Raw genomic sequence first — 23,035 nt, 5'->3', positions numbered from 1 at the left:
ACGATACTTCCCGATAACGATAGGGTGTTTCGTTCCATTTTTTTAAACATGTTCGCATGATCTATAGAAGAAAGAGGGGGATTCCGGTGCAAGATCGTTATTCGCGACAGAAACTGTTTCGGCCAATCGGTGCGGAAGGCCAGCAGATGCTGCAGGATGCCAAGGTGCTCATTATCGGCGCTGGTGCGCTAGGAACGGGGCTGGCCGAGAGTTTGGTCCGTTCCGGAGTCGGCCAGCTGGTGATTGCGGATCGAGATTATGTCGAATGGAGCAATCTCCAGCGTCAGCAGTTATTCACGGAGGCGGATGCTGCTTCAAGGCAGCCGAAGGCGATCGCGGTAAAAGAGCGGCTGGCGGCGATCAATTCCGAGGTGCGAATCGATGCGCATGTGCTGGACGTTACCAAGGAGGAACTGGAATCACTGCTTCCTGGCGTCCAGCTCATATTAGATGCGACAGATAATTTCGATACGCGACTATTGATCAATGATATGTCCCAGAAGTATCGCATCCCCTGGATCTATGGCGGCTGTGTCGGAAGCTACGGGATCACCTATACGATCATTCCTGGAGTGACCCCTTGTCTGAACTGTTTGCTCGGCACGATGCCATTCGGTGGGGATACCTGCGATACCGTCGGAGTCATTCCCTCCGCTGTGCAGATCGTTGTGGCACACCAGGCGGCGGAAGCGCTCAAGCTGTTGACAGGGAATAGCGACTCCTTGCGCGGAACCTTGCTCACCTTTGATCTATGGAAGAATGAGCAAATATCGATCAAGGTGGATTCGGCCAAGCGAACCGACTGCGATTCCTGCGGGGCCGAGCCGGTGTATCCGTATTTAACGGCTGCTGGAACAAGGAAAGCGGAGGTGCTCTGCGGCAGGGATACGGTGCAGATCCGACCCGCACAGCCAAGGAAGCTCAATTTGTCCGAGGTGGCGCAGACTTTAAACAGTTTGGACGAAGGGCAGGTAGAACTGAACCCGTTCCTTCTTTCATTCTCGCTGAGGGATAAACGGATCGTCTTGTTCGCCGACGGAAGAGCGCTTGTTCACGGAACTAAGGAATTGGCGGAAGCCAAAACTCTTTATGACCGTTATTTTGGTTAAGCCAATCCTGTATTCATTCCTTCATTGACAGTCATTCCTGATTTAGGGGAATGGTTTGTCCATGTTTTGACCACTTTAATACTATACAGTTAGTCTGACGGCGCAAAGGTGGGTGGACAGCCATGAAGGCAAGCCTGTTATTGATCGCAGATGATGGGGACTTTGGGGCGAAATGGCAGAATGTTCTGAAAAAAATGGGCTTCGGAGTGCAATTATGTCTCGATACTGAAGATATTTTACGGGAAATTACTGGCGAGACGCCTGAAGTCGTTCTGGTTACCGGGGAATTAGCTTATTTCACTGGGATTATGCCGATGCTTGGTGGGGATGAATCGGTATTTCCTGTCATTGCCCTGCAGAGATCAGCTAGAACCGCAGATGTAGTGGCGGCCTTCCAGCATGGTGCGACGGATGTCGTATGTGACAATATTGCCATTGAAGAGCTTAATGCTCGGATCGTCAGCTTCATCAGGCTGTTTCGGCGCATTATGGAGGTACACTCGGATGAGCTGTCGTTTGAAGATTTACGTATTGAACTCAAGAGCCGCAAAGTGTTCCGCGCGGGAGAATTGGTCCGCTTGACACCGAAGGAATATGATCTGCTGCGGCATTTACTGAGAAGAGTAGGTGAGGTTTGCCAAAGAGATTCGATTCTGCAGGAGGTATGGGGCTATGATTTTGCCACGGGCACGAATGTGGTAGATGTTTATATACGCCATCTGCGCAAGAAGATTGATAAGGGCCATGGGCGTAAATTGATTCACACCGTGCGAGGGACAGGGTATATGATCCAATGAAAAAGGGCTGCTCCCTCGCCGTAAATGGCATTTGCGGGAGCAGCCCTGGGTTGTGCCTATATATTACTAGAGTACGCGACGAGCTTTCAGGTAAGTTTTCTTCCAGTTGCCGGAGTTCAGATCGGAGATCGTTACTCCTGGTTTACCGTAAGTATGCAGAATCTTGCCATTGCCCATATAAACCGCAACGTGAGTTACGTTGCTGCCAGTGGCCCGGCTGCCGCTAGAGAAGAAGACCAGATCGCCGGCTTTAAGATTGCTCTTGGATATGGCTTTACCGACCTTCGCTTGTGCTGCAGAAGTACGCGGAAGAGTCACGCCGTATTTCTTGAAGATATGCTTCATGAAGGAAGAGCAGTCAAATACTTTTGTAGTTGAAGTGGAAGCGCCGAATTTATAAGGTGTTCCCATGAATGTTTTACCGTAGTTTACAACCTGTGTTCCTTTGGAAACGGCTACGCTCTCTGCTGTAGTATTGGAAGAGGATGCGGAAGCGGCATCAACGCCAGTTACCATCAAAGCTCCAAAACCAATAGTAGAAGCAAGGCCGACAGCCAGTATTTTTTTGGATATGTTGTTCATTTTCATGTTGTAGTTACCTCCAAAATGCTAGATTGTTTTGCTGACCGGATATTTGTTAACCGGCTCGAGATAAACTATAACAGAATTTTAATATCCTAATAATTGGCAAAGGGTGCTTAGGATGAAGGGCGACAGGACTTCAGGACTAATTATTAAAATACGATTAAAGTTACAAAAAATTAATATATTGACAATTATAAACCTATGAAAAACATGAAAAAGCCTTGAATATCAAGGCTTTTATACATGATTATATGCAGTTTTAGAAGGTTACAAAATTGTATTATTTAAGTTTCAGTCTTTACTTTGAATGATTAATAACAAGCCGCTGCGGATGGAAATGATCCCTTCTGGTTCATCCAGACGATTGCTGACCGCAAGAGATTGTCCCATTTTTAAGGTGGCGTTATGTAATGGATATTGGAACCCTTGCAGATCAATCCCAGTAACCTCTGCGGTGACTGGCAGTAGGGAGATATAGGTGAAGCCCTGGTCTTGAATAGTACTGGTGGAATCCGTCAAGGTTACATAGTTGTTATGATCTCGAATTGCACATGGAATCTGCTGTTCCAGAGCTCTTACTAATAGGTGGATATTAGCCAGCGTATGGTCGAGCCTCGATCCGGTAACGCCGAGCAGTAGAATCTGCTCAGGCTGCTGCTCCAGTGCGATATCGAAGGCCAGCTCGGTATCCGTTAAGTCTTTATTTATTGCGTCGCAAGCGAGCAGTTGTTCACTGTGCTTCTCGATTATCTCCAGTTCAGCCGCATCTACAGAGTCGAAATCACCGACGGCATAATGCGGCCTGATCCCGTGCTCAACCAGGAATAAAGCCCCTTTATCTGCACCGATAATGATGTCCTCTGATTTTATTTCTTCTATTATAGAAGGATCGATCGATCCTCCGGCAAAAATGAGTATCCGTTTTGCTCTCATCTTCTATTCTTCCTTTCTCTACCCTCGCTAGAGCGCCCTTGTTCAGTATAATTTAAATTTTGGTCTTGCACAATTAAAGGAAGCGGGACTACAATGAATTAAGCGATCAGAGCATAAAGAAAGGGCAGTGAAATACGGGGCATGGAACTATTTGAAATCTTTAGCGTCATAGGAACGGTTGCTTTTGCATTGTCCGGAGCTTATGTGGCGATGGAAGAGGAGTACGATATTCTTGGCGTGCTAGTATTAGGCTTGGTTACGGCGTTCGGCGGAGGGATCGTCCGCAACATCGTGATCGGTGTCCCGGTTACAACCATATGGTCTCAGGGTGGGCTGCTGCTGCTGGCGATCACATCGATTGTCGTCGTATTTATATTGCCATTATCATGGATTCGTCATTGGAAGAAGACGGAGGCCTGGTTCGATGCGATCGGTCTGGCGGCGTTTGCGATTCAAGGCGCACTCTATGCGACCGGTATGAAGCATCCTATCCTTGCTGTGGTCGTCGCTGCGATGCTGACAGGGATCGGCGGGGGGATTATTCGCGATTTGCTGGCTGGACGCAAGCCGCTGGTGCTGCGTGAGGAGATCTATGCCGTATGGTCTATCGTAGCTGGACTGGCTATTGGGCTCGGTATCGCCAAATCAACGGCAAGCCTGCTGGTGCTATTCGTTCTGGTTGTATGCTTCCGGATGCTGTCCGTATATTATAAATGGAAGCTGCCGCGCCGCTCGTTGAAGCTGGGGACGACCTCCGGCGTTTCGGCGGATGAGGACAACACGAATGAACAGATGAAAATGTAAAGTTAGAGCGGATCGCAGATAATCACCACGCGCGGTCCGCTCTTTTTCTAAATATCTACTTCAAAAAATACATCAACGCCTCAGGCAGCTCCTTCTGCCAAAATCCCCATAAATGCTGGCCATCCTTCTCGAAATACTCCACTTTAGCACCGCGCTCTTCAAGCAGCTTCTTCGCTTCGCGATTTAACTCCACGAAATTATAAGTTCCGAAGGAATTAGTAAACTTGTCCTCCTGTAAGCCGATAATCATATATAGGGAAAGATACGATAAATCCTGTTCAGCGGCGATCAATTTCAGGGACGGTTCATAGTATGCACCGGACAAGCTGATGATTTTGGAAAACAGTGTGCGGTTTTTCATAGCGATATGCAAAGAGACGGAACCACCGAGCGAGTCTCCTGCGAGAATCCGTTCCTGAGCCGTACGGCGAACGGGATAATTGCGTTCTACAAAGGGAATAATTTCTTCAGTGAAACAAGACGTATAGGCTTCAAACCGATCTCCTTCAGGAGAATATTCCGCAGTACGAATGGAGGTGTCTACTTCTACCCCGACAATGATGAAAGGGTCTACATCCTCTTCTAGAATCAGTCGATTCGCTGTCGTAGCAATACGTCCGAAGTTGAAGAACTCTTCTCCATCCTGGCAATAGACTACCGGATAACTAATGACTTCATTATAGCCGGGAGGCAGGTAGATGCGCAGAGACCGTTTCTCTCCCAGATAGCTACTAGCGATTTCTTCTTTAACAATGGTCCGTTTCAGATAACGTGAATCTGTCATTTTTACATGTTTCGCTCCTTATTGTTGGTTTGGCTTTGCTGATGTATTTAAGGTATCATAACCATGAGGACAAGGGTTACATACATCTGCAAATAAGGCTCTCTGTTATACAAATATCAGCATCCTGTTATACAAACAAAAATAAATATTTTAGTTATTTAAGCGCATTTCCTTTGACTTAACGACTAAAACAGTTGTATAATAATTCTATAACAGAGAACCAAGATATTCAAATCTTTTGTCGAGGTGAAAAAAATGAGCAAGATTCCTTATGAAGTATATACGGAGGATGTCGAAGCTTTGACTGTATTGTCGCCTGACGGTGAAATCATAAACAAAGCGAAAGCTCCTGACTTAACCGATGATCAATTGAAAGAACTTATGTATCGCATGGTATTTACCCGTACTTGGGACGACCGTGCAGTTAACCTGGGCCGTCAAGGACGCCTGGGATTCTATGCGCCTGTCTCTGGTCAAGAAGCTACGATGGTAGGTAGTGAATTCGCTCTGGACAAGGAAGACTTCGTCTGCCCGGGCTACCGTGATATGCCGCAGCTTGTATGGCACGGACTTCCACTGTATCAAGCATTCCTGTATTCCCGTGGACATCAACACGGTGGACAAATCCCTGAAGGCGTTAATGTATTGATGCCGCAAATTATCATCGGTGCTCAAGTGCTTCATGCTATGGGTATTGCGATGGGCTTCAAATTGAAGCAGCAGAAGCATGTTGCTATCACTTACACAGGTGACGGCGGTTCTTCCGAAGGTGACTTCTACGAGGCGTTGAACTACGCTGGTGTATTCAATCTGCCGGTTATTTTCTTTGTGCAAAATAATGGCTATGCCATTACAACTCCTTTTGCTAAACAGACTGCAGCTAAGTCGATCGCCCATAAAGCAGTGGCTGCCGGCATCCGCGGTGTTAAGGTTGACGGCATGGACGTATTCGCAGTTATCAGTGCGGTACGTGAAGCTGCTGAACGCGCTCGGAATGGAGAAGGGGCAACTCTGATCGAAGCAGTAACTTATCGTTTCCGTCCACACTCCCTGTCTGACGATACTTCGAAATATCGTACGAAGGAAGAAGAAGGACAATGGAGCGAGAAGGACCCGATCGCTCGTCTGGCTAAATATCTGGAGAAGAAAGGTCTTTGGACTGAAGAAGATACAGCTCGCGTAAAAGACGAAGCGAAGGCGAAGGTTAACGAACAAATCAAGAAAGCGGAACAAACTGAGAAAATGACAATTCCTGGTTTGATCGACAGCATGTTCGAGACAACTCCTAAACATTTGGAAGCTCAAAAGGCTGATTTTCAAAAATAAAAATAATAATGAATTTTGATCTTGAATAAATGCTGATTGATTGTTCTAGTTCTAGTGAGGAGGAAATGAAGCAATGGCACAAATGAATATGAAAGAAGCAATTCGCGATGCGATGCGCGTAGAGATGAAACGGGATCCGAACGTACTTATTTTCGGCGAAGACGTTGGTCATGCCGGCGGCGTATTCCGGGTAACAGAAGGTTTGCAAAAAGAATTCGGAGAGCAACGTGTAATCGATACTCCGCTCGCTGAGTCTGCTATCGGTGGTATGGCGGTAGGTCTTGGCGTTCAAGGCTTCCGCCCGATCGCGGAAATCCAGTTCGTAGGCTTTATCTTTGAAGCACTTGATCAGATTCTTGTTCAAGCTGCACGGATGCGTTATCGTTCCGGCGGCCGTTATCATTCGCCGATCGTGTTCCGTACACCTTTTGGTGGCGGGGTAAAAGCAGCTGAGCTACACACAGACTCCCTGGAAGGGTTGATCGCACAAACTCCAGGTATTAAACTGGTCATTCCTTCGAATCCTTATGATGCAAAAGGTCTGCTGATTTCGGCGATCCGTGATAACGACCCCGTCTTTTTCATGGAGCACTTGAACCTGTATCATGCGTTCCGTGATGAAGTTCCTGAAGGTGAATATACGGTTGAGCTTGGCAAAGCTAATGTGGTTCGCGAAGGTTCCGATGTAACGATTCTTGCTTACGGCTTGATGGTTCATACTGCTGTTAAAGCGGCTGATGAGCTGGAGAAGAACGGCGTGAAAGCTGAAGTTATCGACCTGCGCACCCTGGTACCGCTCGATATCGATACGATTCTTGCTTCCGTGAAGAAGACGAATCGCGTCATTATCGTTCAGGAAGCTCAGAAATCTGCGGGTATTGCTGCAGAAGTAATCGCTCAAATCAATGAGCATGCGATTCTGCATTTGGAAGCTCCAGTGCTTCGCGTAACTGCTCCAGATACAGTATATCCGTTCGCACAAATTGAAGATCAATGGCTTCCAACACCTGCCCGTATTATCGAAGGTGTTAATAAAGTACTCGAATTTTAATAAAACGTAAGTTATAGGAGGTCCTCCAGGTGGCAAAATTTGAATATCGGTTCCCAGAGCTTGGTGAAGGGTTGCATGAAGGCGAAATTATTAAAATGCACATCAAGCCTGGCGATAAAGTAACTGATGAAGATATTATCATGGAAGTACAGAACGACAAAGCGGTCGTTGAAGTTCCTTGTCCGGTAGAAGGAACAGTTCAAGAAGTATTCGGTACGGACGGCGCGATTTTCCGCGTGGGTCAAGTCGTGGCGATCATCGATGCAACTGGCGATATCCCTGAGCAAGATACTCCGGCTGAAGAAGAAGCAGCTCCAGCACCTGCGGCCGAAGCGGCTCCTGCCTCTGCAGCAGCACCTGCGGCTGTATCGGTAGAAGCTCCAGCAGCTCCGAACCGTGAAGTATTGGCTACTCCTAGCGTTCGCAAGTTCGCTCGCGAACAAGGTATCGATATTGCGCAAGTAACAGGCACAGGCAAAGCTGGCAAGATTACTCGCGAAGATGTTGAAGCATTCAAGAATGGCGGCGCAGCACCTGCAGCAGCATCCGCAGACGCTGGTCAAGCAGCAGCATCCGCTCCGGCAGCCGTATCGACTGTTGCTGGTGAAGAAGAGCGCGTTCCGTTTAAAGGAATCCGTAAGGCAATCGCTAATGCGATGGTTAAATCGGCTTACACCGCTCCACATGTTACGATTATGGACGAAGTGGACGTAACGGATCTCGTTGCTTTCCGCAAACGTATGAAACCAGTAGCTGAGAAGAAGGGCATTAAGGTAACTTACCTGCCATTTATCGTGAAGGCACTCGTTGCAGCTTCCCGTAAATTCCCGGCTCTCAATGCTACAATTGATGAAGCTAATAATGAAATTGTATACAAGAAGCATTATGACATCGGTATCGCTACGGATACAGACAACGGCTTGATCGTTCCTGTTATCAAAGAAGCGGATCGTAAGAGCATCTGGATGATCGCTGAAGCTATCACAGATCTGGCAACTCGCGGTCGTGAAGGTAAATTGTCTGCTGCAGAGATGAAGGGCAGCACGATCTCGATCACGAATATCGGTTCTGCTGGAGGTATGTTCTTTACTCCGATCATCAACTACCCTGAAGTAGCTATTCTGGGTACTGGTCGTATAACTGAGAAACCGGTTGTTAAGGACGGCGAAATTGTCGTTGCTCCGGTAATGGCTCTGTCTCTTAGCTTCGACCATCGTCTGATCGACGGTGCAACAGCTCAAAACTTTATGAACTACATTAAACAACTGCTTGGCAATCCTGAGCTGCTTGTTATGGAGGTGTAACAGCATGGTAGTAGGAGACGCTTCAATTGATATAGATACATTGGTTGTAGGTGCTGGTCCTGGTGGATATGTGGCGGCAATTCGTGCCGCCCAGCTGGGACAAAAGGTAATTATCGCTGATAAATCGGAACTCGGCGGCGTGTGCTTGAACCGCGGCTGTATCCCTTCCAAGGCATTGATCGCTGCTGCTCACGCTTATGAGTCTGCTAAGCATGCTGACGTTTTTGGTGTTACTGCTGAGAATGTAACTGTAGACTTCGCCAAGACACAAGAATTCAAGAACGGCGTCGTTAGCAAAATGACTCAAGGTGTTACGGGCTTGCTGAAAGGCAACAAAGTTGAAGTGTTCAAGGGCGAAATCATGTTCATCAATGATTCGGAAGCTCGCGCTTTCAATGATCATGAATCCTTGCGCTATCGCTTCAAGCACTGCATCCTGGCAACAGGTTCCCGTCCTATCGAATTGAAGCCATTCCCATTCGGCGGACGCATCCTGTCCTCGACAGAAGCCTTGAACCTGCAAGAAGTCCCTGGTAGCCTTGTTGTTATCGGTGGCGGCGTTATCGGTGCTGAGCTCGGCCAAATGTTCTCGAAATTTGGTACGAAAGTAACGATCATCGAAGGCACTGACGCTATTCTTCCTGGCCTTGATAAGGACATGACTCGTCTTGTTGCGAAGGGCATGGAGAAGACAGGTATTGAAATTGTAACAAATGCTTTAGCTGAAAGTGCTGAGCAAACGGATAAGAACGTTACGGTTAAATACGCTGTTAATGGTGAATCCAAAGAAATTACCGCGGACTACCTGCTTGTAACTGTAGGCCGTCGTCCTAATACAGACGGTGATCTTGGTCTTGATCTGGCGAACATCGAATTAACAGATCGTGGTATGGTGAAAGTAGACCATCAAGGTCGCAGTGTAAGCAACCCTAAAGTATTCGCTATCGGCGATATCGTTCCAGGGCTTGCACTGGCTCATAAAGCTTCGTACGAAGGTAAGGTTGCTGCAGAAGCAATCTCTGGCTTGCCATCTGTAATTGATTACAAGGGTATGCCAGCGGTAGTATTCTCAGATCCTGAATGCGCAAGCGTGGGCTACACTGAAAAAGAAGCTAAGGAAAAAGGCTTCAAGGTTAAAGCCGGCAAATTCCCATTTGCAGCTAACGGACGTGCTACTTCCGTGAATGCTCCAGATGGCTTCATCAAAATTGTAGCTAACGCAGAGAACGACGTTGTAATCGGCGCGCAAATCGTCGGTATCGAAGCTTCCAACCTCATCGCTGAGCTTGGTCTTGCGGTTGAAATGGGTGCAACGCTCGAAGATATCTCCCTGACGGTTCATGCTCACCCAACCCTTGGTGAGATTGTTATGGAGACAGCTGAACTCGTTGAGGGCCATCCAATTCACATGATTTCTCGTTAATACGAAGTTCTAACATTCATCAACTCAAAATCCTCTAGCAGGATTTCTCCTAAGCTTATTTTAAGGCAAGACCGTCCGCGGTCTTGCCTTCTTTTTATGGTCGGCGGAACCACTCGTTACCTGCGTATTCGCATAAACCGTCCGTGATAACTTGCTTAATGGCGGGAGCCACCCGCAACTCCCCCGTGCAAACTTCGAAAAACTGCAAATATGCAGGCTTTTTGTCCCAAAACCACCTGTTCAGAGGAAATTCCTGCAAATATGCAGGCTTTTCCATCTTTTCCTATCGAATCAGGCTGATTTTTAGAAAAAACCTGCATTATCGCAGGAATTTACCCTCTCCGGGCCAAATTTTTTACGAAATTCCTGCATAAACGCAGGCTTTTCTGGAACCTTGGCACTTAGCCCCGCTCCACACGGACATATTCTCTTTCTAATCTATAGTGGGTGTGAGTTCCTAATTATTTCATCCTAATCATTATGTTGACTAGTCGCATCGTCATCGGATTATCTCTCAATCTTCGAAAAACGGTTTGATTGTGGATTTTTATGAAATATAATGTATGTGATCGCAACTATTAATTCAATGTAAGAGGTACGGGTATGATCAAGAGATTGAGATTACGAACGCTGGTGATCGGCGGATGTATTACTGTTGCCTTTCTTGTATTAATGTTCCGGGTGTTCTGGGTGCAGGTGATAGAGACAGATTTCTGGCAGGCCTATGCGGAGAAGCAATGGTCTAGACGACAGGTACTGACTGCGACTCGGGGGACGATCACGGATCGGGGCGGGGAGGTTCTGGCTATGACGGTCCCTGCTTATACGGTAGTGGTGAATCCGAGGCTGATTCACAATCTGGAGCTGCAGGATGAAGTAGCGGACGGTCTTAGTAAAGTGCTTGGCAAGAACAGAACTGATCTGGTCAAGCTGATGAGTGCGAAGAGCAAGGATGGGAATTACTACGTACAGCGCGAGGTGCGCTATGAGGGCTATAAGATCGATCAGGAGCTTCGTGATCAAGTGGAGGCATTTGTCCAGCAATTGAAGGACAAGCATAAAGTGGATGATGTGGGCATCTATCTAACGAAGGAGCAGAAGCGCTTTTATCCGAGGAAGAGCCTGGCGGCGCATGTTCTCGGCTATGTGAATCGTGATGGAGCTGCGGTGTCTGGCCTTGAGGCGTTGTACGATGAGGAATTGAAGGGTCAGGATGGATCTTTTGAATATAAAAGTGATGGCCGAGGAATTGCGGTTACGCGCGCGGATGAGATCTATAACCCTGCCAAGAACGGATTGAATATCAAGCTGACGATTGATCATACGATTCAATATTATATTGAAGAAGCGATGAGAGAGGCCTTCGGGGAACTGAATCCGATCAGCATGACGGTGATTGCCGCAGATCCGCAGACGATGGAAATACTGGGCATGGCGAACTTGCCCACCTATAATCCGAATGAATACTGGATGGAGGAAGACCTAGGGAATTTCTACAATCATGCGATCATGTCGGTGTATGAACCGGGCTCGACCTTCAAAATTGTAACGTTGGCCGGAGCAGTCCAGGAGAAGCTGTTCAATCCAGAGGCTACATATATGTCGGGAAGTATCCGGGTGCCGGGCGAGACATTACATGACATCAAGCGTTCAGGCTGGGGGGAGATCAGCTATCTGAAAGGGGTCAAGCTCTCCAGTAACGTGGCTTTCGTCAAGCTGGGCTATGAGATGCTCGGTCCAGAGCGTTTGAAGCAGTACGTGGATGACTTCGGATTTGGCAAAAAGACAGGCATCGAGCTGCCCGGTGAAGCCGCAGGGGTAGTAAATCCAGAACAGCCCTCTGAATATGCGACCGTGGCTTATGGACACGGTAAATTAATGGTTACGCCTCTGCAGCAGCTAGCTGCGGTAGGCGCTGTAGCTAACGGAGGAACACTGCTTAAGCCGCATATCGTTAAATCGCTGACAGATCCGCAGTCTGGAGAAGTCATTCAGACGAAGCCCGAGCCGATCCGTCAAGTATTATCCGCGGATAAGGCCAAAGAGGTCGGGAAATATTTGGAGCAGGTTGTATCCGACAGTGAGTATGGAACCGGGCGCAGGGCTTATATTGAAGGTTACCGGGTGGCCGGCAAGACGGGTACGGCTGTTAAGCCTGTCAAAGGCAAATACGATTACAACAAGCAGGTTGTATCTTTTATCGGATATGCTCCGGTTGACGATCCTAAGGTGGCGCTATTGGTTCTGATCGATGAACCGAGAGACTCCGAATTGGGCGGAGGCAAGGCGGCAGCCCCGGTCTTCAAGAAAATTATGAATCAGACGCTCCAATATATGGGCGTACGGAAGAAAGTAACCCAGTCCGGGAACAAAGATCCGCTCCAAGGTACCCCCATGCTCAGAACCCCGGATTTAAGCGAGCTCTCTCTGAAGCAGGCATTGACCGAGCTTCGCAATAAGAATATCCCCTATGCCTTGCTAGGGAACGGGCAGGAGCTAGTGTCGCAATTTCCGAAGCCAGGCAGTTCGCTGATCCAAGGGCAGCAGGTGTATCTGCTGACAGAGGAGGCGGAACATATTGAGATTCCGGATCTCAAGGGACAGTCTCTGCGAGACGCACTTGAACTGCTGTCTGCGCTGAATATTTTTGTCACCTTTGAGGGGGAAGGCTTCGTCGTCTCACAGACGGTCTTTGAGGATAGCGGCAATAAACAGGTAAAGCTCATGCTCGAACCACCAGGCGTGGCAAGCCGCGAGCGTGAAGAGACTGAGGAAGCTGAAAACGCAGAAGATGTGGAGCAGGGAGGATGAGTCGTCGTGTATAGTGGCGATTTGTCCAGGCGATAAATGCTTATATACAACCATGTCGCGCAACCATGCCATAATGTAGAATATAGGCAAACTTAATCTCGACAGCTATACTTTACGCAGTAACTATATTTACATTCCAGTATGATCATTATGATCTGTAATGAGTGTGAAGTTTGGCATTTTTGACATTTTCATTAGGGGAAGGTTGTGTTCATCATGAGTAAGAAAGTGTATAAAGGTGAGGAAATTGAAGTGTATTTTGACGCGGAGAAATGTATTCATTCGGGTGTATGCGTGAAGGGAATGCCGGAGGTCTTTGATCTGAAGAAGCGGCCATGGGTCAATACGGCTGGCGCTCCGGCAGATAAGATCGCTGCCCATATCGATACTTGCCCTAGTGGAGCATTGACTTACAAGCTGAAAACTTCTGAGAACAAGACGGATAAGGAGTGAGATTAATGAGTAAAGTTGAGCATAATGCGCAGGAACATCAATTTTTCATTCAAAATAATGGGGATGTCATCGCTGAAATGACCTATAGTGTGTCGAGCGAAACCCTGTATATTATTGATCATACTTATGTGGATGATAATTACCGTGGACAAGGACTGGCTGAGGATTTGATGTCCACCGTGGTTGATTATGCAAGACAGCATGAGATCAAGCTATTCGGACTATGTCCATTTGCCAAGAGGCAACTGGATACTCGGTCAGAATACGCAGATGTGAAATATTAAAGTGTGCTGGGGCAGGCTCTAATAATGTGAAAGGAGATGCTTCAGTCATCGCAGCTGCCACAGTCTTCACTCCCGATAAGATCGATCAGCTGCGGGAATAATCTCGTTGATCTAAATGATGGGGCTGTCCAATAAGCCTCCAAAATAAAAAGTTGGGTGGGGAAACGTCATGTTCTTCGTCCAACTTTTTTGTGGACCAAAGCCACAATCCCAAAATCCCAAACTCAGTATTTATTCGCGTCGGCTTCGATCCTTGTACCATCTATTAAGCTTGCGTAGCGCAAGAGACAAACACGGACGGTCAGGACTCTAGCGGTCAAAAATGTCCGTTAGAGCCTGAAAACGACCACTACCCGCTTCTAACGGACACTTTTGACCCTTAGAAGCACAAAATGCCATTTTTCACGACAATTTCCCTTGTAACGGACAATAATGTCCATTACAAGGGCGGGATGCCACAGAATCAACGCTAACGGACATTTATGTCCGTGTCCGAGTGATCTGGCCAGAACAGGGGGATGTTCACATCTTTGGGCACGAAAAAGAGTGAAGACTCTAGTTTTAAAAGGGTTGACCTGACTCTATTTTGTTGATATATTCTTTGAAATTCATATGGGGGAGGGGAGTCTGGTGAAACTGATAATTTTGTTCGGGCCGCAGGCTGTCGGCAAGATGACCGTCGGACATGAGCTTGAGAAGATCACGGATCTGAAGCTGTTTCATAACCATATGACGATCGAACTGGTGACGCCCTTTTTCAGCTATGGAAGCAAGCCAGGCAAGAGATTAGTTAATCTATTCCGTGAAGAAATCTTTGAGGAAGTGTCCAAGAGTGATTTACCCGGCATGATTTTTACATATGTATGGGCCTTTGATCAAGCAGATGATTGGGCATATATCGAGCGAATTAGTGAGATGTTCGAGTCCCGTGGAGCCGAGGTCTATTATGTTGAGCTGGAAGCGGATCTGGAACAGCGGCTGGAGCGCAATAAGACACCGCATCGACTGGAGCATAAGCCTTCTAAGCGCAATACCGAATGGTCTGAACAGGAACTAAAAAAGACGCTGGAGAGGCACAGATTGAACTCCTACGACGGAGAAATCCAGAAGGACAACTATTTACGTATTAACAATTCAGCGATTCATGCAGAAGATGTCGCCAAGATGATTAAAGAACATTTCAAACTATGATCATCAAAGGGGGAAGATCGAATGCGAGTTGGAATCATTGGGGGCGGTTTTGGCCTAAAGGTTCAGACTCCAATCATTCAAGCCCATCCAGATCTGGAAGTGGTCGCGGTCAGCACAATGACCCGTCATGTGATCCCTGAAGAAATGTCGAGCTGGGAGTGCACCCCTATCCATTACACCGCTTGGAAGGATATGCTTGAGTATGAGGATTTGGAGTTATTATTTGTTAGCACTTTGCCAGTCTATCACTTTGAAATGGTTAAGTATGCAATATGCAAAGGAATTCATGTTGTATGTGAAAAGCCATTTACAATGAACAGTAATGAATCTGCGGAGCTGCTAAGGCTTACCGAGCAATATAATGCCAAGGTAGTTGTTGATTTCGAGTGGCGATTCCACCCTTTACGTCAGAAAGTACAAAAATTGGTAAGAAATCGCGAGATCGGCCGGCTTCTTCATTTTGAATACCATATATCCAGTGCCCAATATCAGCGACTTCGTTCAACAGCGATCGGCTGGATGGGGAAAAGGCAATGCTTCGGTGGTATGTTAGGTGCGTTGGGTACGCATATGATTGATTGTTTGCTATGGATCGGCGGCCGAGGCGAAATAGAGAAGCTGAACGGTCTAATTCATACGCATGTGCCTGAAGGAGCTTCAGAAGTAAGAGATGCGGAGGATGCTTTTTTGATCCACGGGAGGATGAGGGACAGCTTTACCTTCTCCATACAGTTGTTATCGGGAATTCATCATAGTTTTGGCTCGCAATTAAGGTTGTTCGGCAGCGCTGGAACTATCCAATTGACGGATGACCGAGTGCTTTGTCTTGGAAAAGAAAACGGATTGCTCGAAGAATTGCATCTCCCCAAGTCTGATCCTATCCCGGCACTATTATCTATGGAAGCAAGAGCTTATTACCCGGCCCTCTATCCGTTCGTGGAAAAGGTCTATCAATATGTGGCGGAAGATCGGTTAGACCCTGACCTGCCGACTGTTAAGGATGGGCATGAGAATCAGAAGCTCATCGATCGGATATTGAACCCATCAGGAGAGGGGAAATGCCTATGAAGATATGGAAGTGGATTATTCTCGGAGGCGGGCCTGCAGACAGATAGCTCAGAGGCGGAGAAATGAATCAGTCAGTTATTGAAGCATTAAACATGGGAGAGGAGAAGTAGCATTATGATACCGATTAAGCTGCCAAGAGAGCAGAAGCAGGAGATTGTGGAGCGGGTGAAGGAGTATTTTGAGCTAGAGCGTTCGGAGAGCATCGGGGATATCGCGGCGGAGCAGTTGCTCGATTTCATGCTCAAAGAACTGGCGCCCTATGTCTATAACAAGGCGGTAGAGGATGCACGGCAAGCTGTGGAGCAAAAATGGGCATCGATCGAGGAGGAACTGTATTCCTTAAAGAAGCCACTGCGTTAATCGTTGGCTGGCCGCTAGACTTACAAGAAAGGGATATGGAAATTCCACATCCCTTAATCAGGGCCACACATACAGTCTTATCCTTACAACTTTCTCTATAAGAAGAAGGGGAGCAGAAATATACTGTTAATAGCGTAAAACGGTATCCGTCTGCGGAAGAAGCGACGCCGCGGGAAGAAGCCGGGATGGAATCCGAACTGTCGTTTATTCGCGGGCATCCCCGCCATCATCTCATCGGTTGGTATGGCCAGAGTGACGAAGTCATTATCGACATGGGCGATGAAGCCGTCATAATTCTGCCCGTCATTCGTCGTAATGCCAACATATTTATTCATACAGTTCCAGCAAATTTGTTGATAATCCATAGCTATCCTCCTTACTCAGGGATGGTCTCAACTATAGTCTATGGATGTTGACCCAGAGTGCTCACGACATTTGCCTATCTTGAAGATAAATAACTATGCTGTGAGTCGAGCAAGATTTACATAAGTTGGATTATAGCAAAGAGGCTATCCCACTTTCACTAGGAAAGACCGGGATAGCCTTTTGCTTGATTTTATATAAATAAATTGATGCCCGATTGATCGGCTTTGCCGAGATAGTAGCCAACGCCAGCGACTTTAACGCCGTCGATCAGCTCCTCCTGCTTGATGCCCATCACGTCCATCGACATTTGACAGGCTACGATCTCAACGCCTTGCTGAATCGCCGATTGAATCAATTCTTCCAGGGAGGAGACATTGTTATTGTTCATCACGGAGCGGATCATCTTCGCGCCCATCCCCATCATGTTCATTCTGGATAGGGACAGCTTCTTACTGCCGCGCGGCATCATCGCGCCGAACATGCGACCGATCATATTCTTGGAGACCGCGACCTTCTCTGGCTTGCGGATGACGTTCAATCCCCAAAAGGTGAAGAACATCGTCACTTTCTTCCCGCTCGCAGCGGCTCCGTTAGCGATAATGAACGAAGCGATCGCCTTATCCAGATCGCCGCTGAAGACGATCATCGAGCTTCCCTCAGCAGATGCAGATGTGGGGGAAGTGGAGGCTTGCGCCGGGACGGAGACAGCAGCCTCGCCAATAGCAGGAGCCCCCTTCTCCACATAGGCTTCCACTGTACCATTCGGATTTTTGCTAACCTGTCTGATTTGGTTCCCGGACATTTTGACCCAGGCTTGAACGTCTTCATAGAAGCCGGCATCCGTCGCCTTCACATGCAGGATCTCGCCATCATTCAGCTCATCCATCTTGCGCTTCAACTGAATTAACGGTCCCGGGCAGCATAGTCCGCAGGCGTCCAGCTCGGCTGTCGCTTGAATCACAGGTTCAGCAGCAGAAGCGATCTGCGCTTTAGCTTCAGTTCCCTCCCGCTTGGCTTCTTCCGTCTTGACTGGTGGCTGCTTGGGGGTGTCGATTATTTTACCAGGCTTATAATTTGCCATTTGATATGTCTTGTAGCCGCCGCTCAGATTGCGAACCTTATAGCCCTTCTGCTGCAAAATACGGCTAGCGGTGTACCCTCTTAACCCGACCTGGCAGTATACCCAGATCTCCTTCGAGGAATCCAATTCACCAAGTCGGCTGCGTAATTCATCGACAGGAATGTTCAGAGAATCAGGAATATGGCCATTAGCATGCTCGATTTCAGAGCGGACATCAACGAGGATCGTACTCGCCTGATCCCGCATCTCTAATTGATGTGCGGTGAACACATGGGTTCGGCCGCTGAGAATATTCTCGGCGGTATAGCCGGCCATATTAACCGGGTCCTTCGCTGAGGAGTAGGGAGGGGCGTAGGCCAGCTCCAGCTCTGTCAGATCCGTGACATTACCGCGGAAGCGGATGACGGTTGCGATGTCGTCAATACGCTTGTCGACACCGTCATAGCCGACAGCTTGGGCGCCGAGCACTTTTCCTTGATCATCGAATAACAGCTTCAATGATAGCGGGGTAGCGCCCGGATAATATGCGGCGTGGGAATTCGGATGAATATAGGATACGTGGTAGGGTAATCCCAGTCGCTGCAAAATTTTCTCGTTATTGCCCGTTGCCGCACCCGTCAGGCCGAATACTTTGATGATGGAAGTGCCCTGTGAACCCTTATAACTCGTGCTAAGACCGCAGACATTGTCCGCAGCAATACGCCCTTGCTTATTCGCCGGTCCAGCCAGTGGAATCGCCGTTTTGCTCCCATTCACGAAATCCACGACTTCAACCGCGTCTCCGACAGCATACACTTGATCCAGATTGGTCTTCAGATGATCGTCGACAATGATATGGCCGCGCGGCCCAAGCTCCAGTCCGCTGTCCTTCAGGAAGGCAGTGTCCGGTGCAACGCCGATGGCGAGAATGACGATATCGCTGGTTAATGCATCGCCGCTTGCGGTCTGTACCATGATACGGTTGTCTACGTCCTGGAAGGAGGTCACCGTCTGGGACATGAGCAGCTTCACGCCTTGCTCCTCCAGTTCTTTAGCTAGCTCGGCTGACATCTCCGGATCGAATGGAGCAAGAATTTGCGGCCCGCCTTCAATCAGGGTCACATCCAGTCCGATATCACGTAGGTTCTCAGCCATCTCTATGCCGATGAAGCCACCGCCGATGACGATCGCCGATTGAACCTTCTCTTGGACGACGCGCGCCTTGATGCGGTCTGTATCGGGGATATTGCGCAGAGTATGGACACGCGGGCTGTCAATCCCCGGCAGATTCGGGCGGATCGGTCTGGCACCCGGGGAGAGGATTAACGCATCATAGCTCTCCTCGTATTCGCCGCGTTCCTTGCTGCGGACGAGCACTGTTTGGGTGTCCGGGCGCAGCTCTACCACTTCACTCTCCGTACGGATATCGATATTAAAGCGTTGGTACATGGCCTCCGGTGTCTGCACCAGCAGCTTGGAGCGCTCCTTGATGGAGTCCCCGATATAATAAGGCAGTCCGCAATTGGCGAAGGAGATATAGGCATCCCGTTCGAACATGACGATATGCGCATCCTCATCGAGTCTCCGCAGGCGGGCTGCAGTTGTTGCTCCTCCGGCGACACCGCCGACGATTAATACTTTTCTACTCATACTTGTTCCTCCTTGAATAATACAGTGATCAGCTGTTGAATTTTCTCATCAACGATTCGGTAGTGAATCTCCAGTCCGTTGCGCTCCGCTTCAACGATCCCGGCGCTGCGCAGCTTCTGCAAATGCTGGGATACCGTCGATTGCGGCAGATCCAGGCATTCCTGCATATAAGAAACATTGCACTGCTTCTTCTCCATCAGTCCCCGGATGATACAGAGCCTTACAGGATGCGCCAGGGCCTTCAATATTTCCGCTGCCTGATGATAGGCTTTGAAATTGTTGTCCACAGGGAATAACACCTCGATCCTCAATCTATTTCGTTATATCGTAATATTACGATATATAGATATATAAGTCAATTTCATATTTCCTAGCCAAGCCCGCATATAGATTTGGTGGAGGTATATATAGAAGCGATCGACACGCCAGAATAGCAGATCATAGACAATGCTTGATTTCTTATACAGTGAACTGGTAAAGTTGAAACGTGCCAAATTTGTTAATAGGATGAGAACGAACGTGTTGAAAAGGAGAATAGGCAGGAAATGGACAATATTTTGGACTTTTTGAAATCGATTATTCTAGGCATTGTAGAAGGGATTACCGAGTTCTTGCCGGTATCCTCCACAGGTCACCTTGTTATCTTCGAGAACCTGATGGGCTTTGAGGGTACGACTCCCTCCTTTGTAGAAATGTATACTTACGTCATTCAGCTCGGCGCAATTCTGGCGGTTATTTTCCTCTATTGGGCCAAAATCAAGGACACCCTGGTGAACTTCTTCCCGCGGAAGGTCGGGTTTGAACGGTCCGGGTTCAGGTTCTGGCTGATGCTGGCTATCGCCTGCATTCCAGGCGGGGTATTCGGTATCCTGTTAAATGACTTGTCGGATAAATACTTATTCACGCCGGTGGTAGTTGCCATTACTCTGTTCTTTGGCGGGATTTGGATGATGTATGCCGAATCGAGATTCCGTAACAATGGCACGCCGGGAGTGGGCGGTGATGAGCTTAATGTGACGGTGAAGCAAGCGATCATTATCGGTGCTTTCCAGTGTCTGGCGATCATTCCGGGCATGTCCCGTTCTGCATCGACGATCATCGGCGGCTGGGTCGCAGGGTTGTCTACGGTCGCGGCTGCGGAATTTTCCTTCTTCCTGGCCATTCCGGTGATGGTCGGTATGAGTCTACTGAAGATTTTGAAGATTGGCGGGTTGACGAGCCTGACGAGCACTGAGATCATTTCGCTCATTATCGGCTTTGTCGTTTCCTTCGTTGTGGCGCTGGCCGTAATTAAGAAATTTATCTCTTATTTACAGAAGAAGCCGATGAAGGTGTTTGCGATCTACCGTATGATTTTCGCTATTTTCGTGCTTGTAGCAGGGATCGCGGGAATCTTTTCCACGAACTGAATCTTGAGCTTGAAGCATAGAACCCGGGTCGAAAGAGAAACTTTTTCGGCTCGGGTTTCGTTTTTTATGTGGATGGCCTAGACGACGGGCGATTCCTCATAATTAACAAAATAAGGTCAGGATGGTGGAACATGATTCTGTGGATTAATGGAGCCTTCGGTTCAGGAAAGACGACAACCGCATATGAATTACAGGGAAGAATCTTGAATTCCATCGTGTATGATCCCGAGAATACTGGCTTCTTCATTAGAAAACAGCTGCCTAAATCTATACATCTAGCAGATTTTCAGGATTACCCGATGTGGAGGCAGATCAATTATATGATGCTGAAGCATTTAAGCGAGGAATATGACGGGACAGTGATTGTGCCGATGACGATAACTGATTTTTCATATTTTGCAGAAATAGTTGGCAGGCTCAGGGGGGAAGGGATTGAAGTGAAGCATGTGACCTTACTTGCCTCCAGGGAAACTCTGTTCAAGCGCCTTAGAAGTCGAGGGGAAAGGGCGGATTCCTGGCCGATTCAGCAGATAGACCGTTGCCTTGCCAGCCTGTCTGAGCCGACCTTTGCAGAGCAGATACAGACTGATAATATGCATGTGGATGAGGTCGTGGAGCGCATCGCTTCTATCTGTGGGATTACGCTGCCGCCTGATACGAGAAGTCGCTTCAGGAGGTCGCTCGACCGTAAGCTGATTACGATTAAGCATATTCGCCTGTGATGCCGCTCGCTGCTAAGTCGGATTTATATTCTGCTCCATTGTACAAAACAGTCTGCTATAATGGTTAGGACATGCCATTTTAAACAAGTGATTGAGGTGTTTGATAGATGAAGAACTATTTGAACTTATTGCAGGATGTATTGGACCATGGAACAGAGAAAGAAGACCGGACAGGCACAGGCACCTATTCGGTATTCGGCAGACAATTGCGTTTTGATCTGAGTGAAGGCTTCCCGCTGATGACGACTAAGCGTATTCACCTGAAGTCGGTGATTCACGAGCTGCTCTGGTTCCTGAGAGGGGACACTAATATAAAATACTTGAAGGAAAATGGAGTTACGATTTGGGATGAATGGGCGGATGAGAACGGGGATTTAGGTCCTGTATACGGCTCGCAATGGCGTTCCTGGCCAACGCCGGATGGGAGAAGGATCGATCAGATTTCGAGAGTGATTGACTCGATCAAGAATAATCCGGATTCACGTCGGCATCTGGTCAGCGCGTGGAATGTAGCGGAGATTGATGAGATGAAGCTGCCGCCTTGCCATTTCGTATTCCAGTTCTATGTGGCTGACGGGAAGCTGTCCTGCATGCTGACGATGCGATCGGTCGATACCTTCCTTGGTCTGCCGTTCAATATCGCCAGCTACGCTCTGTTGACTCATATGGTAGCCCAGCAATGCGGTCTTGAGGTTGGTGAGTTCATCTGGTCCGGTGGGGATGTGCATATATACAAGAATCATCTGGAGCAAGTGAATACGCAATTGCAGCGGGAGCCATATCCTTTGCCGCAGCTTGTGATCAAGCGCAAGCCGGATTCGATCTTCGATTATGTCTATGACGATTTCGAGTTCGTCGGATACCAGCATCACCCTGGAATTAAAGCCCCTGTAGCGATATGAAATTGGGCAGAATAACAGACTAGTCTTAGGAGCGAAAAGATAACTAACGAATTCCAGGAAGGTGGAGAAGCTCTATGGGAATGACATTCATTTGGGCCATGGCCAGGAACGGAGTGATCGGCCGCAACAATGATCTGCCTTGGCGCCTGCCGGCGGATATGGCCTTCTTCAAAGCGCAGACGACCGGAAAGACCGTGCTAATGGGCCGTAAAACCTGGGAGTCCATGCGCAGTCGTCCGCTGCCTAATCGCCGCAATATCGTCATGACGAATGATCGCGGGTATCATGCTGAGGGCGCGGAAGTGGTGCACTCGGAGGAGCAAGTATTAGCTCTTGCGGCTGGCGAGGAATTGATGGTAATCGGCGGAGCCGGGATCTATAAGCTGCTGATTCCTTATGCGGACCGCCTGCATGTCACGAAGATCGATGAGGAGATCGAAGGGGATACGTACTTCCCGGAGATCGACTGGAGCCAGTTCCGGCTGGAGCAGGAGACGGAAGGGATTCGTGATGAGAAGAACCCTTATCACTATCGGTTTATGACCTATGTAAGACAACATCCGAGTGCAGAATAGTACAAAATATCAATTTATAAATCCATTAATAACGTTCCCCCGGAGTGCTAACATCAAGTTACACAAAA

23 protein-coding genes are annotated in these 23,035 nt (G+C 48.1%); 17 read left to right on the top strand and 6 right to left on the bottom strand.

Annotated features, from left to right (window positions below):
* Positions 1 to 56: 56 nt before the first annotated feature.
* Together BFJ94_RS07635 and BFJ94_RS07630 are read left to right on the top strand one after the other, a co-directional pair.
* On the top strand, positions 57 to 1,109 hold the full coding sequence (locus BFJ94_RS07635) for a MoeB/ThiF family adenylyltransferase (RefSeq protein ID WP_120462122.1): 1,053 nt from the start codon (positions 57 to 59) through the stop codon (positions 1,107 to 1,109).
* Positions 1,110 to 1,231: 122 nt separating this feature from the next.
* A complete protein-coding gene (locus BFJ94_RS07630; RefSeq protein WP_120462121.1) occupies positions 1,232 to 1,906 on the top strand; it encodes a winged helix-turn-helix transcriptional regulator in 675 nt (224 codons plus the stop codon).
* A gap of 66 nt (positions 1,907 to 1,972) precedes the next feature.
* Here BFJ94_RS07630 and BFJ94_RS07625 read toward each other — a convergent pair whose 3' ends face one another.
* Together BFJ94_RS07625 and BFJ94_RS07620 are read right to left on the bottom strand one after the other, a co-directional pair.
* Entirely contained in the window at positions 1,973 to 2,494 is a 522-nt protein-coding gene (locus BFJ94_RS07625; RefSeq protein WP_120462120.1) for a C40 family peptidase, read from the bottom strand.
* Positions 2,495 to 2,782: 288 nt separating this feature from the next.
* Positions 2,783 to 3,424, bottom strand: a complete 642-nt coding sequence (locus BFJ94_RS07620) for a thiamine diphosphokinase (RefSeq protein WP_120462119.1) — start codon at positions 3,422 to 3,424, stop codon at positions 2,783 to 2,785.
* Positions 3,425 to 3,565: 141 nt separating this feature from the next.
* On the opposite strand from BFJ94_RS07620, the gene BFJ94_RS07615 reads away from it, so the two are divergent.
* A complete protein-coding gene (locus tag BFJ94_RS07615; RefSeq protein ID WP_120462118.1) occupies positions 3,566 to 4,228 on the top strand; it encodes a trimeric intracellular cation channel family protein in 663 nt (220 codons plus the stop codon).
* 55 nt (positions 4,229 to 4,283) lie between these two features.
* Here BFJ94_RS07615 and BFJ94_RS07610 read toward each other — a convergent pair whose 3' ends face one another.
* The gene (locus BFJ94_RS07610; protein ID WP_120462117.1) at positions 4,284 to 5,012 is read right to left on the bottom strand and encodes an alpha/beta hydrolase; all 729 of its coding nucleotides are present in this window, start codon (positions 5,010 to 5,012) and stop codon (positions 4,284 to 4,286) included.
* Between the two features lie 255 nt (positions 5,013 to 5,267).
* Between BFJ94_RS07610 and pdhA the strand changes: the two genes are divergently transcribed.
* The 10 genes from pdhA to BFJ94_RS07555 all read left to right on the top strand — a co-directional run bounded on the left by pdhA (position 5,268) and on the right by BFJ94_RS07555 (position 16,283).
* The gene (pdhA, locus tag BFJ94_RS07605; protein WP_120462116.1) at positions 5,268 to 6,338 is read left to right on the top strand and encodes a pyruvate dehydrogenase (acetyl-transferring) E1 component subunit alpha; all 1,071 of its coding nucleotides are present in this window, start codon (positions 5,268 to 5,270) and stop codon (positions 6,336 to 6,338) included.
* A 73-nt stretch (positions 6,339 to 6,411) separates the two neighbouring features.
* Positions 6,412 to 7,389 (top strand): alpha-ketoacid dehydrogenase subunit beta, encoded by a 978-nt coding sequence (locus BFJ94_RS07600; RefSeq protein ID WP_120462115.1) that lies wholly within the window; start codon positions 6,412 to 6,414, stop codon positions 7,387 to 7,389.
* 29 nt (positions 7,390 to 7,418) lie between these two features.
* Positions 7,419 to 8,693, top strand: a complete 1,275-nt coding sequence (locus BFJ94_RS07595; RefSeq protein ID WP_120462114.1) for a dihydrolipoamide acetyltransferase family protein — start codon at positions 7,419 to 7,421, stop codon at positions 8,691 to 8,693.
* Positions 8,694 to 8,697: 4 nt separating this feature from the next.
* A complete protein-coding gene (gene lpdA / locus BFJ94_RS07590) occupies positions 8,698 to 10,116 on the top strand; it encodes a dihydrolipoyl dehydrogenase (protein WP_120462113.1) in 1,419 nt (472 codons plus the stop codon).
* A gap of 603 nt (positions 10,117 to 10,719) precedes the next feature.
* Positions 10,720 to 12,927 carry a penicillin-binding protein gene (locus tag BFJ94_RS07580; RefSeq protein ID WP_120462111.1) on the top strand — a complete coding sequence of 736 codons (2,208 nt, stop codon included), beginning with the start codon at positions 10,720 to 10,722 and terminating at the stop codon, positions 12,925 to 12,927.
* Between the two features lie 216 nt (positions 12,928 to 13,143).
* Complete coding sequence (locus BFJ94_RS07575) at positions 13,144 to 13,380, top strand: (4Fe-4S)-binding protein (RefSeq protein WP_188831402.1); 237 nt, start codon at positions 13,144 to 13,146, stop codon at positions 13,378 to 13,380.
* 5 nt (positions 13,381 to 13,385) lie between these two features.
* Entirely contained in the window at positions 13,386 to 13,664 is a 279-nt protein-coding gene (locus BFJ94_RS07570) for a GNAT family N-acetyltransferase (RefSeq protein ID WP_120462110.1), read from the top strand.
* 630 nt (positions 13,665 to 14,294) lie between these two features.
* Positions 14,295 to 14,855: an AAA family ATPase gene (locus BFJ94_RS07565; RefSeq protein ID WP_120462109.1), complete on the top strand. Its 561-nt coding sequence runs from the start codon at positions 14,295 to 14,297 to the stop codon at positions 14,853 to 14,855.
* A gap of 21 nt (positions 14,856 to 14,876) precedes the next feature.
* The gene (locus tag BFJ94_RS07560; RefSeq protein WP_120462108.1) at positions 14,877 to 15,923 is read left to right on the top strand and encodes a Gfo/Idh/MocA family protein; all 1,047 of its coding nucleotides are present in this window, start codon (positions 14,877 to 14,879) and stop codon (positions 15,921 to 15,923) included.
* A 114-nt stretch (positions 15,924 to 16,037) separates the two neighbouring features.
* The gene (locus BFJ94_RS07555; RefSeq protein WP_120462107.1) at positions 16,038 to 16,283 is read left to right on the top strand and encodes a DUF2164 domain-containing protein; all 246 of its coding nucleotides are present in this window, start codon (positions 16,038 to 16,040) and stop codon (positions 16,281 to 16,283) included.
* 95 nt (positions 16,284 to 16,378) lie between these two features.
* Here the strand turns inward: BFJ94_RS07555 and BFJ94_RS07550 are convergent, their stop codons facing one another.
* From BFJ94_RS07550 to BFJ94_RS07540, 3 genes are all read right to left on the bottom strand, one after another.
* Entirely contained in the window at positions 16,379 to 16,648 is a 270-nt protein-coding gene (locus tag BFJ94_RS07550; RefSeq protein WP_120462106.1) for a phosphatidylinositol kinase, read from the bottom strand.
* 191 nt (positions 16,649 to 16,839) lie between these two features.
* Complete coding sequence (locus BFJ94_RS07545; RefSeq protein ID WP_120462105.1) at positions 16,840 to 19,359, bottom strand: DsrE/DsrF/DrsH-like family protein; 2,520 nt, start codon at positions 19,357 to 19,359, stop codon at positions 16,840 to 16,842.
* Positions 19,356 to 19,646, bottom strand: coding sequence for an ArsR/SmtB family transcription factor (locus BFJ94_RS07540; RefSeq protein ID WP_120462104.1), 291 nt, complete (start codon positions 19,644 to 19,646; stop codon positions 19,356 to 19,358). The genes BFJ94_RS07545 and BFJ94_RS07540 overlap by 4 nt, the downstream gene beginning before the upstream one ends.
* Before the next feature lie 258 nt (positions 19,647 to 19,904).
* Here BFJ94_RS07540 and BFJ94_RS07535 point away from each other — a divergent pair, with 258 nt between their 5' ends.
* The 4 genes from BFJ94_RS07535 to BFJ94_RS07520 all read left to right on the top strand — a co-directional run bounded on the left by BFJ94_RS07535 (position 19,905) and on the right by BFJ94_RS07520 (position 22,967).
* Positions 19,905 to 20,768 (top strand): undecaprenyl-diphosphate phosphatase, encoded by an 864-nt coding sequence (locus BFJ94_RS07535; protein WP_120462103.1) that lies wholly within the window; start codon positions 19,905 to 19,907, stop codon positions 20,766 to 20,768.
* 131 nt (positions 20,769 to 20,899) lie between these two features.
* The gene (locus BFJ94_RS07530; RefSeq protein ID WP_120462102.1) at positions 20,900 to 21,490 is read left to right on the top strand and encodes an AAA family ATPase; all 591 of its coding nucleotides are present in this window, start codon (positions 20,900 to 20,902) and stop codon (positions 21,488 to 21,490) included.
* Positions 21,491 to 21,597: 107 nt separating this feature from the next.
* Positions 21,598 to 22,392, top strand: coding sequence for a thymidylate synthase (gene thyA, locus BFJ94_RS07525; protein ID WP_120462101.1), 795 nt, complete (start codon positions 21,598 to 21,600; stop codon positions 22,390 to 22,392).
* A 74-nt stretch (positions 22,393 to 22,466) separates the two neighbouring features.
* Positions 22,467 to 22,967, top strand: a complete 501-nt coding sequence (locus BFJ94_RS07520; protein ID WP_120462100.1) for a dihydrofolate reductase — start codon at positions 22,467 to 22,469, stop codon at positions 22,965 to 22,967.
* Positions 22,968 to 23,035 lie beyond the last annotated feature (68 nt).

This window comes from Paenibacillus aceti, from assembly GCF_003614185.1.
GTDB lineage: Bacteria > Bacillota > Bacilli > Paenibacillales > Paenibacillaceae > Fontibacillus > Fontibacillus aceti.
The sequence above is the reverse complement of the archived record's forward strand: the minus strand, read 5'-3'. Positions and strand labels throughout refer to the sequence as shown.

What these genes read in the sequence shown, in the direction of transcription:
- BFJ94_RS07575 (WP_188831402.1), top strand. Translation starts at nt 13,144, where the DNA reads ATGAGTAAGAAAGTGTATAAAGGTGAGGAAATTGAAGTGTATTTTGAC.
- BFJ94_RS07630 (WP_120462121.1), top strand. Translation starts at nt 1,232, where the DNA reads ATGAAGGCAAGCCTGTTATTGATCGCAGATGATGGGGACTTTGGGGCG.
- BFJ94_RS07545 (WP_120462105.1), bottom strand. Translation starts at nt 19,359, where the DNA reads ATGAGTAGAAAAGTATTAATCGTCGGCGGTGTCGCCGGAGGAGCAACA.
- lpdA (WP_120462113.1), top strand. Translation starts at nt 8,698, where the DNA reads ATGGTAGTAGGAGACGCTTCAATTGATATAGATACATTGGTTGTAGGT.
- BFJ94_RS07610 (WP_120462117.1), bottom strand. Translation starts at nt 5,012, where the DNA reads ATGACAGATTCACGTTATCTGAAACGGACCATTGTTAAAGAAGAAATC.
- BFJ94_RS07615 (WP_120462118.1), top strand. Translation starts at nt 3,566, where the DNA reads ATGGAACTATTTGAAATCTTTAGCGTCATAGGAACGGTTGCTTTTGCA.
- BFJ94_RS07570 (WP_120462110.1), top strand. Translation starts at nt 13,386, where the DNA reads ATGAGTAAAGTTGAGCATAATGCGCAGGAACATCAATTTTTCATTCAA.
- BFJ94_RS07520 (WP_120462100.1), top strand. Translation starts at nt 22,467, where the DNA reads ATGGGAATGACATTCATTTGGGCCATGGCCAGGAACGGAGTGATCGGC.
- BFJ94_RS07530 (WP_120462102.1), top strand. Translation starts at nt 20,900, where the DNA reads ATGATTCTGTGGATTAATGGAGCCTTCGGTTCAGGAAAGACGACAACC.
- BFJ94_RS07550 (WP_120462106.1), bottom strand. Translation starts at nt 16,648, where the DNA reads ATGGATTATCAACAAATTTGCTGGAACTGTATGAATAAATATGTTGGC.
- BFJ94_RS07635 (WP_120462122.1), top strand. Translation starts at nt 57, where the DNA reads ATGATCTATAGAAGAAAGAGGGGGATTCCGGTGCAAGATCGTTATTCG.
- BFJ94_RS07625 (WP_120462120.1), bottom strand. Translation starts at nt 2,494, where the DNA reads ATGAAAATGAACAACATATCCAAAAAAATACTGGCTGTCGGCCTTGCT.
- BFJ94_RS07560 (WP_120462108.1), top strand. Translation starts at nt 14,877, where the DNA reads ATGCGAGTTGGAATCATTGGGGGCGGTTTTGGCCTAAAGGTTCAGACT.
- BFJ94_RS07580 (WP_120462111.1), top strand. Translation starts at nt 10,720, where the DNA reads ATGATCAAGAGATTGAGATTACGAACGCTGGTGATCGGCGGATGTATT.
- BFJ94_RS07620 (WP_120462119.1), bottom strand. Translation starts at nt 3,424, where the DNA reads ATGAGAGCAAAACGGATACTCATTTTTGCCGGAGGATCGATCGATCCT.
- BFJ94_RS07555 (WP_120462107.1), top strand. Translation starts at nt 16,038, where the DNA reads ATGATACCGATTAAGCTGCCAAGAGAGCAGAAGCAGGAGATTGTGGAG.
- BFJ94_RS07535 (WP_120462103.1), top strand. Translation starts at nt 19,905, where the DNA reads ATGGACAATATTTTGGACTTTTTGAAATCGATTATTCTAGGCATTGTA.
- pdhA (WP_120462116.1), top strand. Translation starts at nt 5,268, where the DNA reads ATGAGCAAGATTCCTTATGAAGTATATACGGAGGATGTCGAAGCTTTG.
- BFJ94_RS07600 (WP_120462115.1), top strand. Translation starts at nt 6,412, where the DNA reads ATGGCACAAATGAATATGAAAGAAGCAATTCGCGATGCGATGCGCGTA.
- thyA (WP_120462101.1), top strand. Translation starts at nt 21,598, where the DNA reads ATGAAGAACTATTTGAACTTATTGCAGGATGTATTGGACCATGGAACA.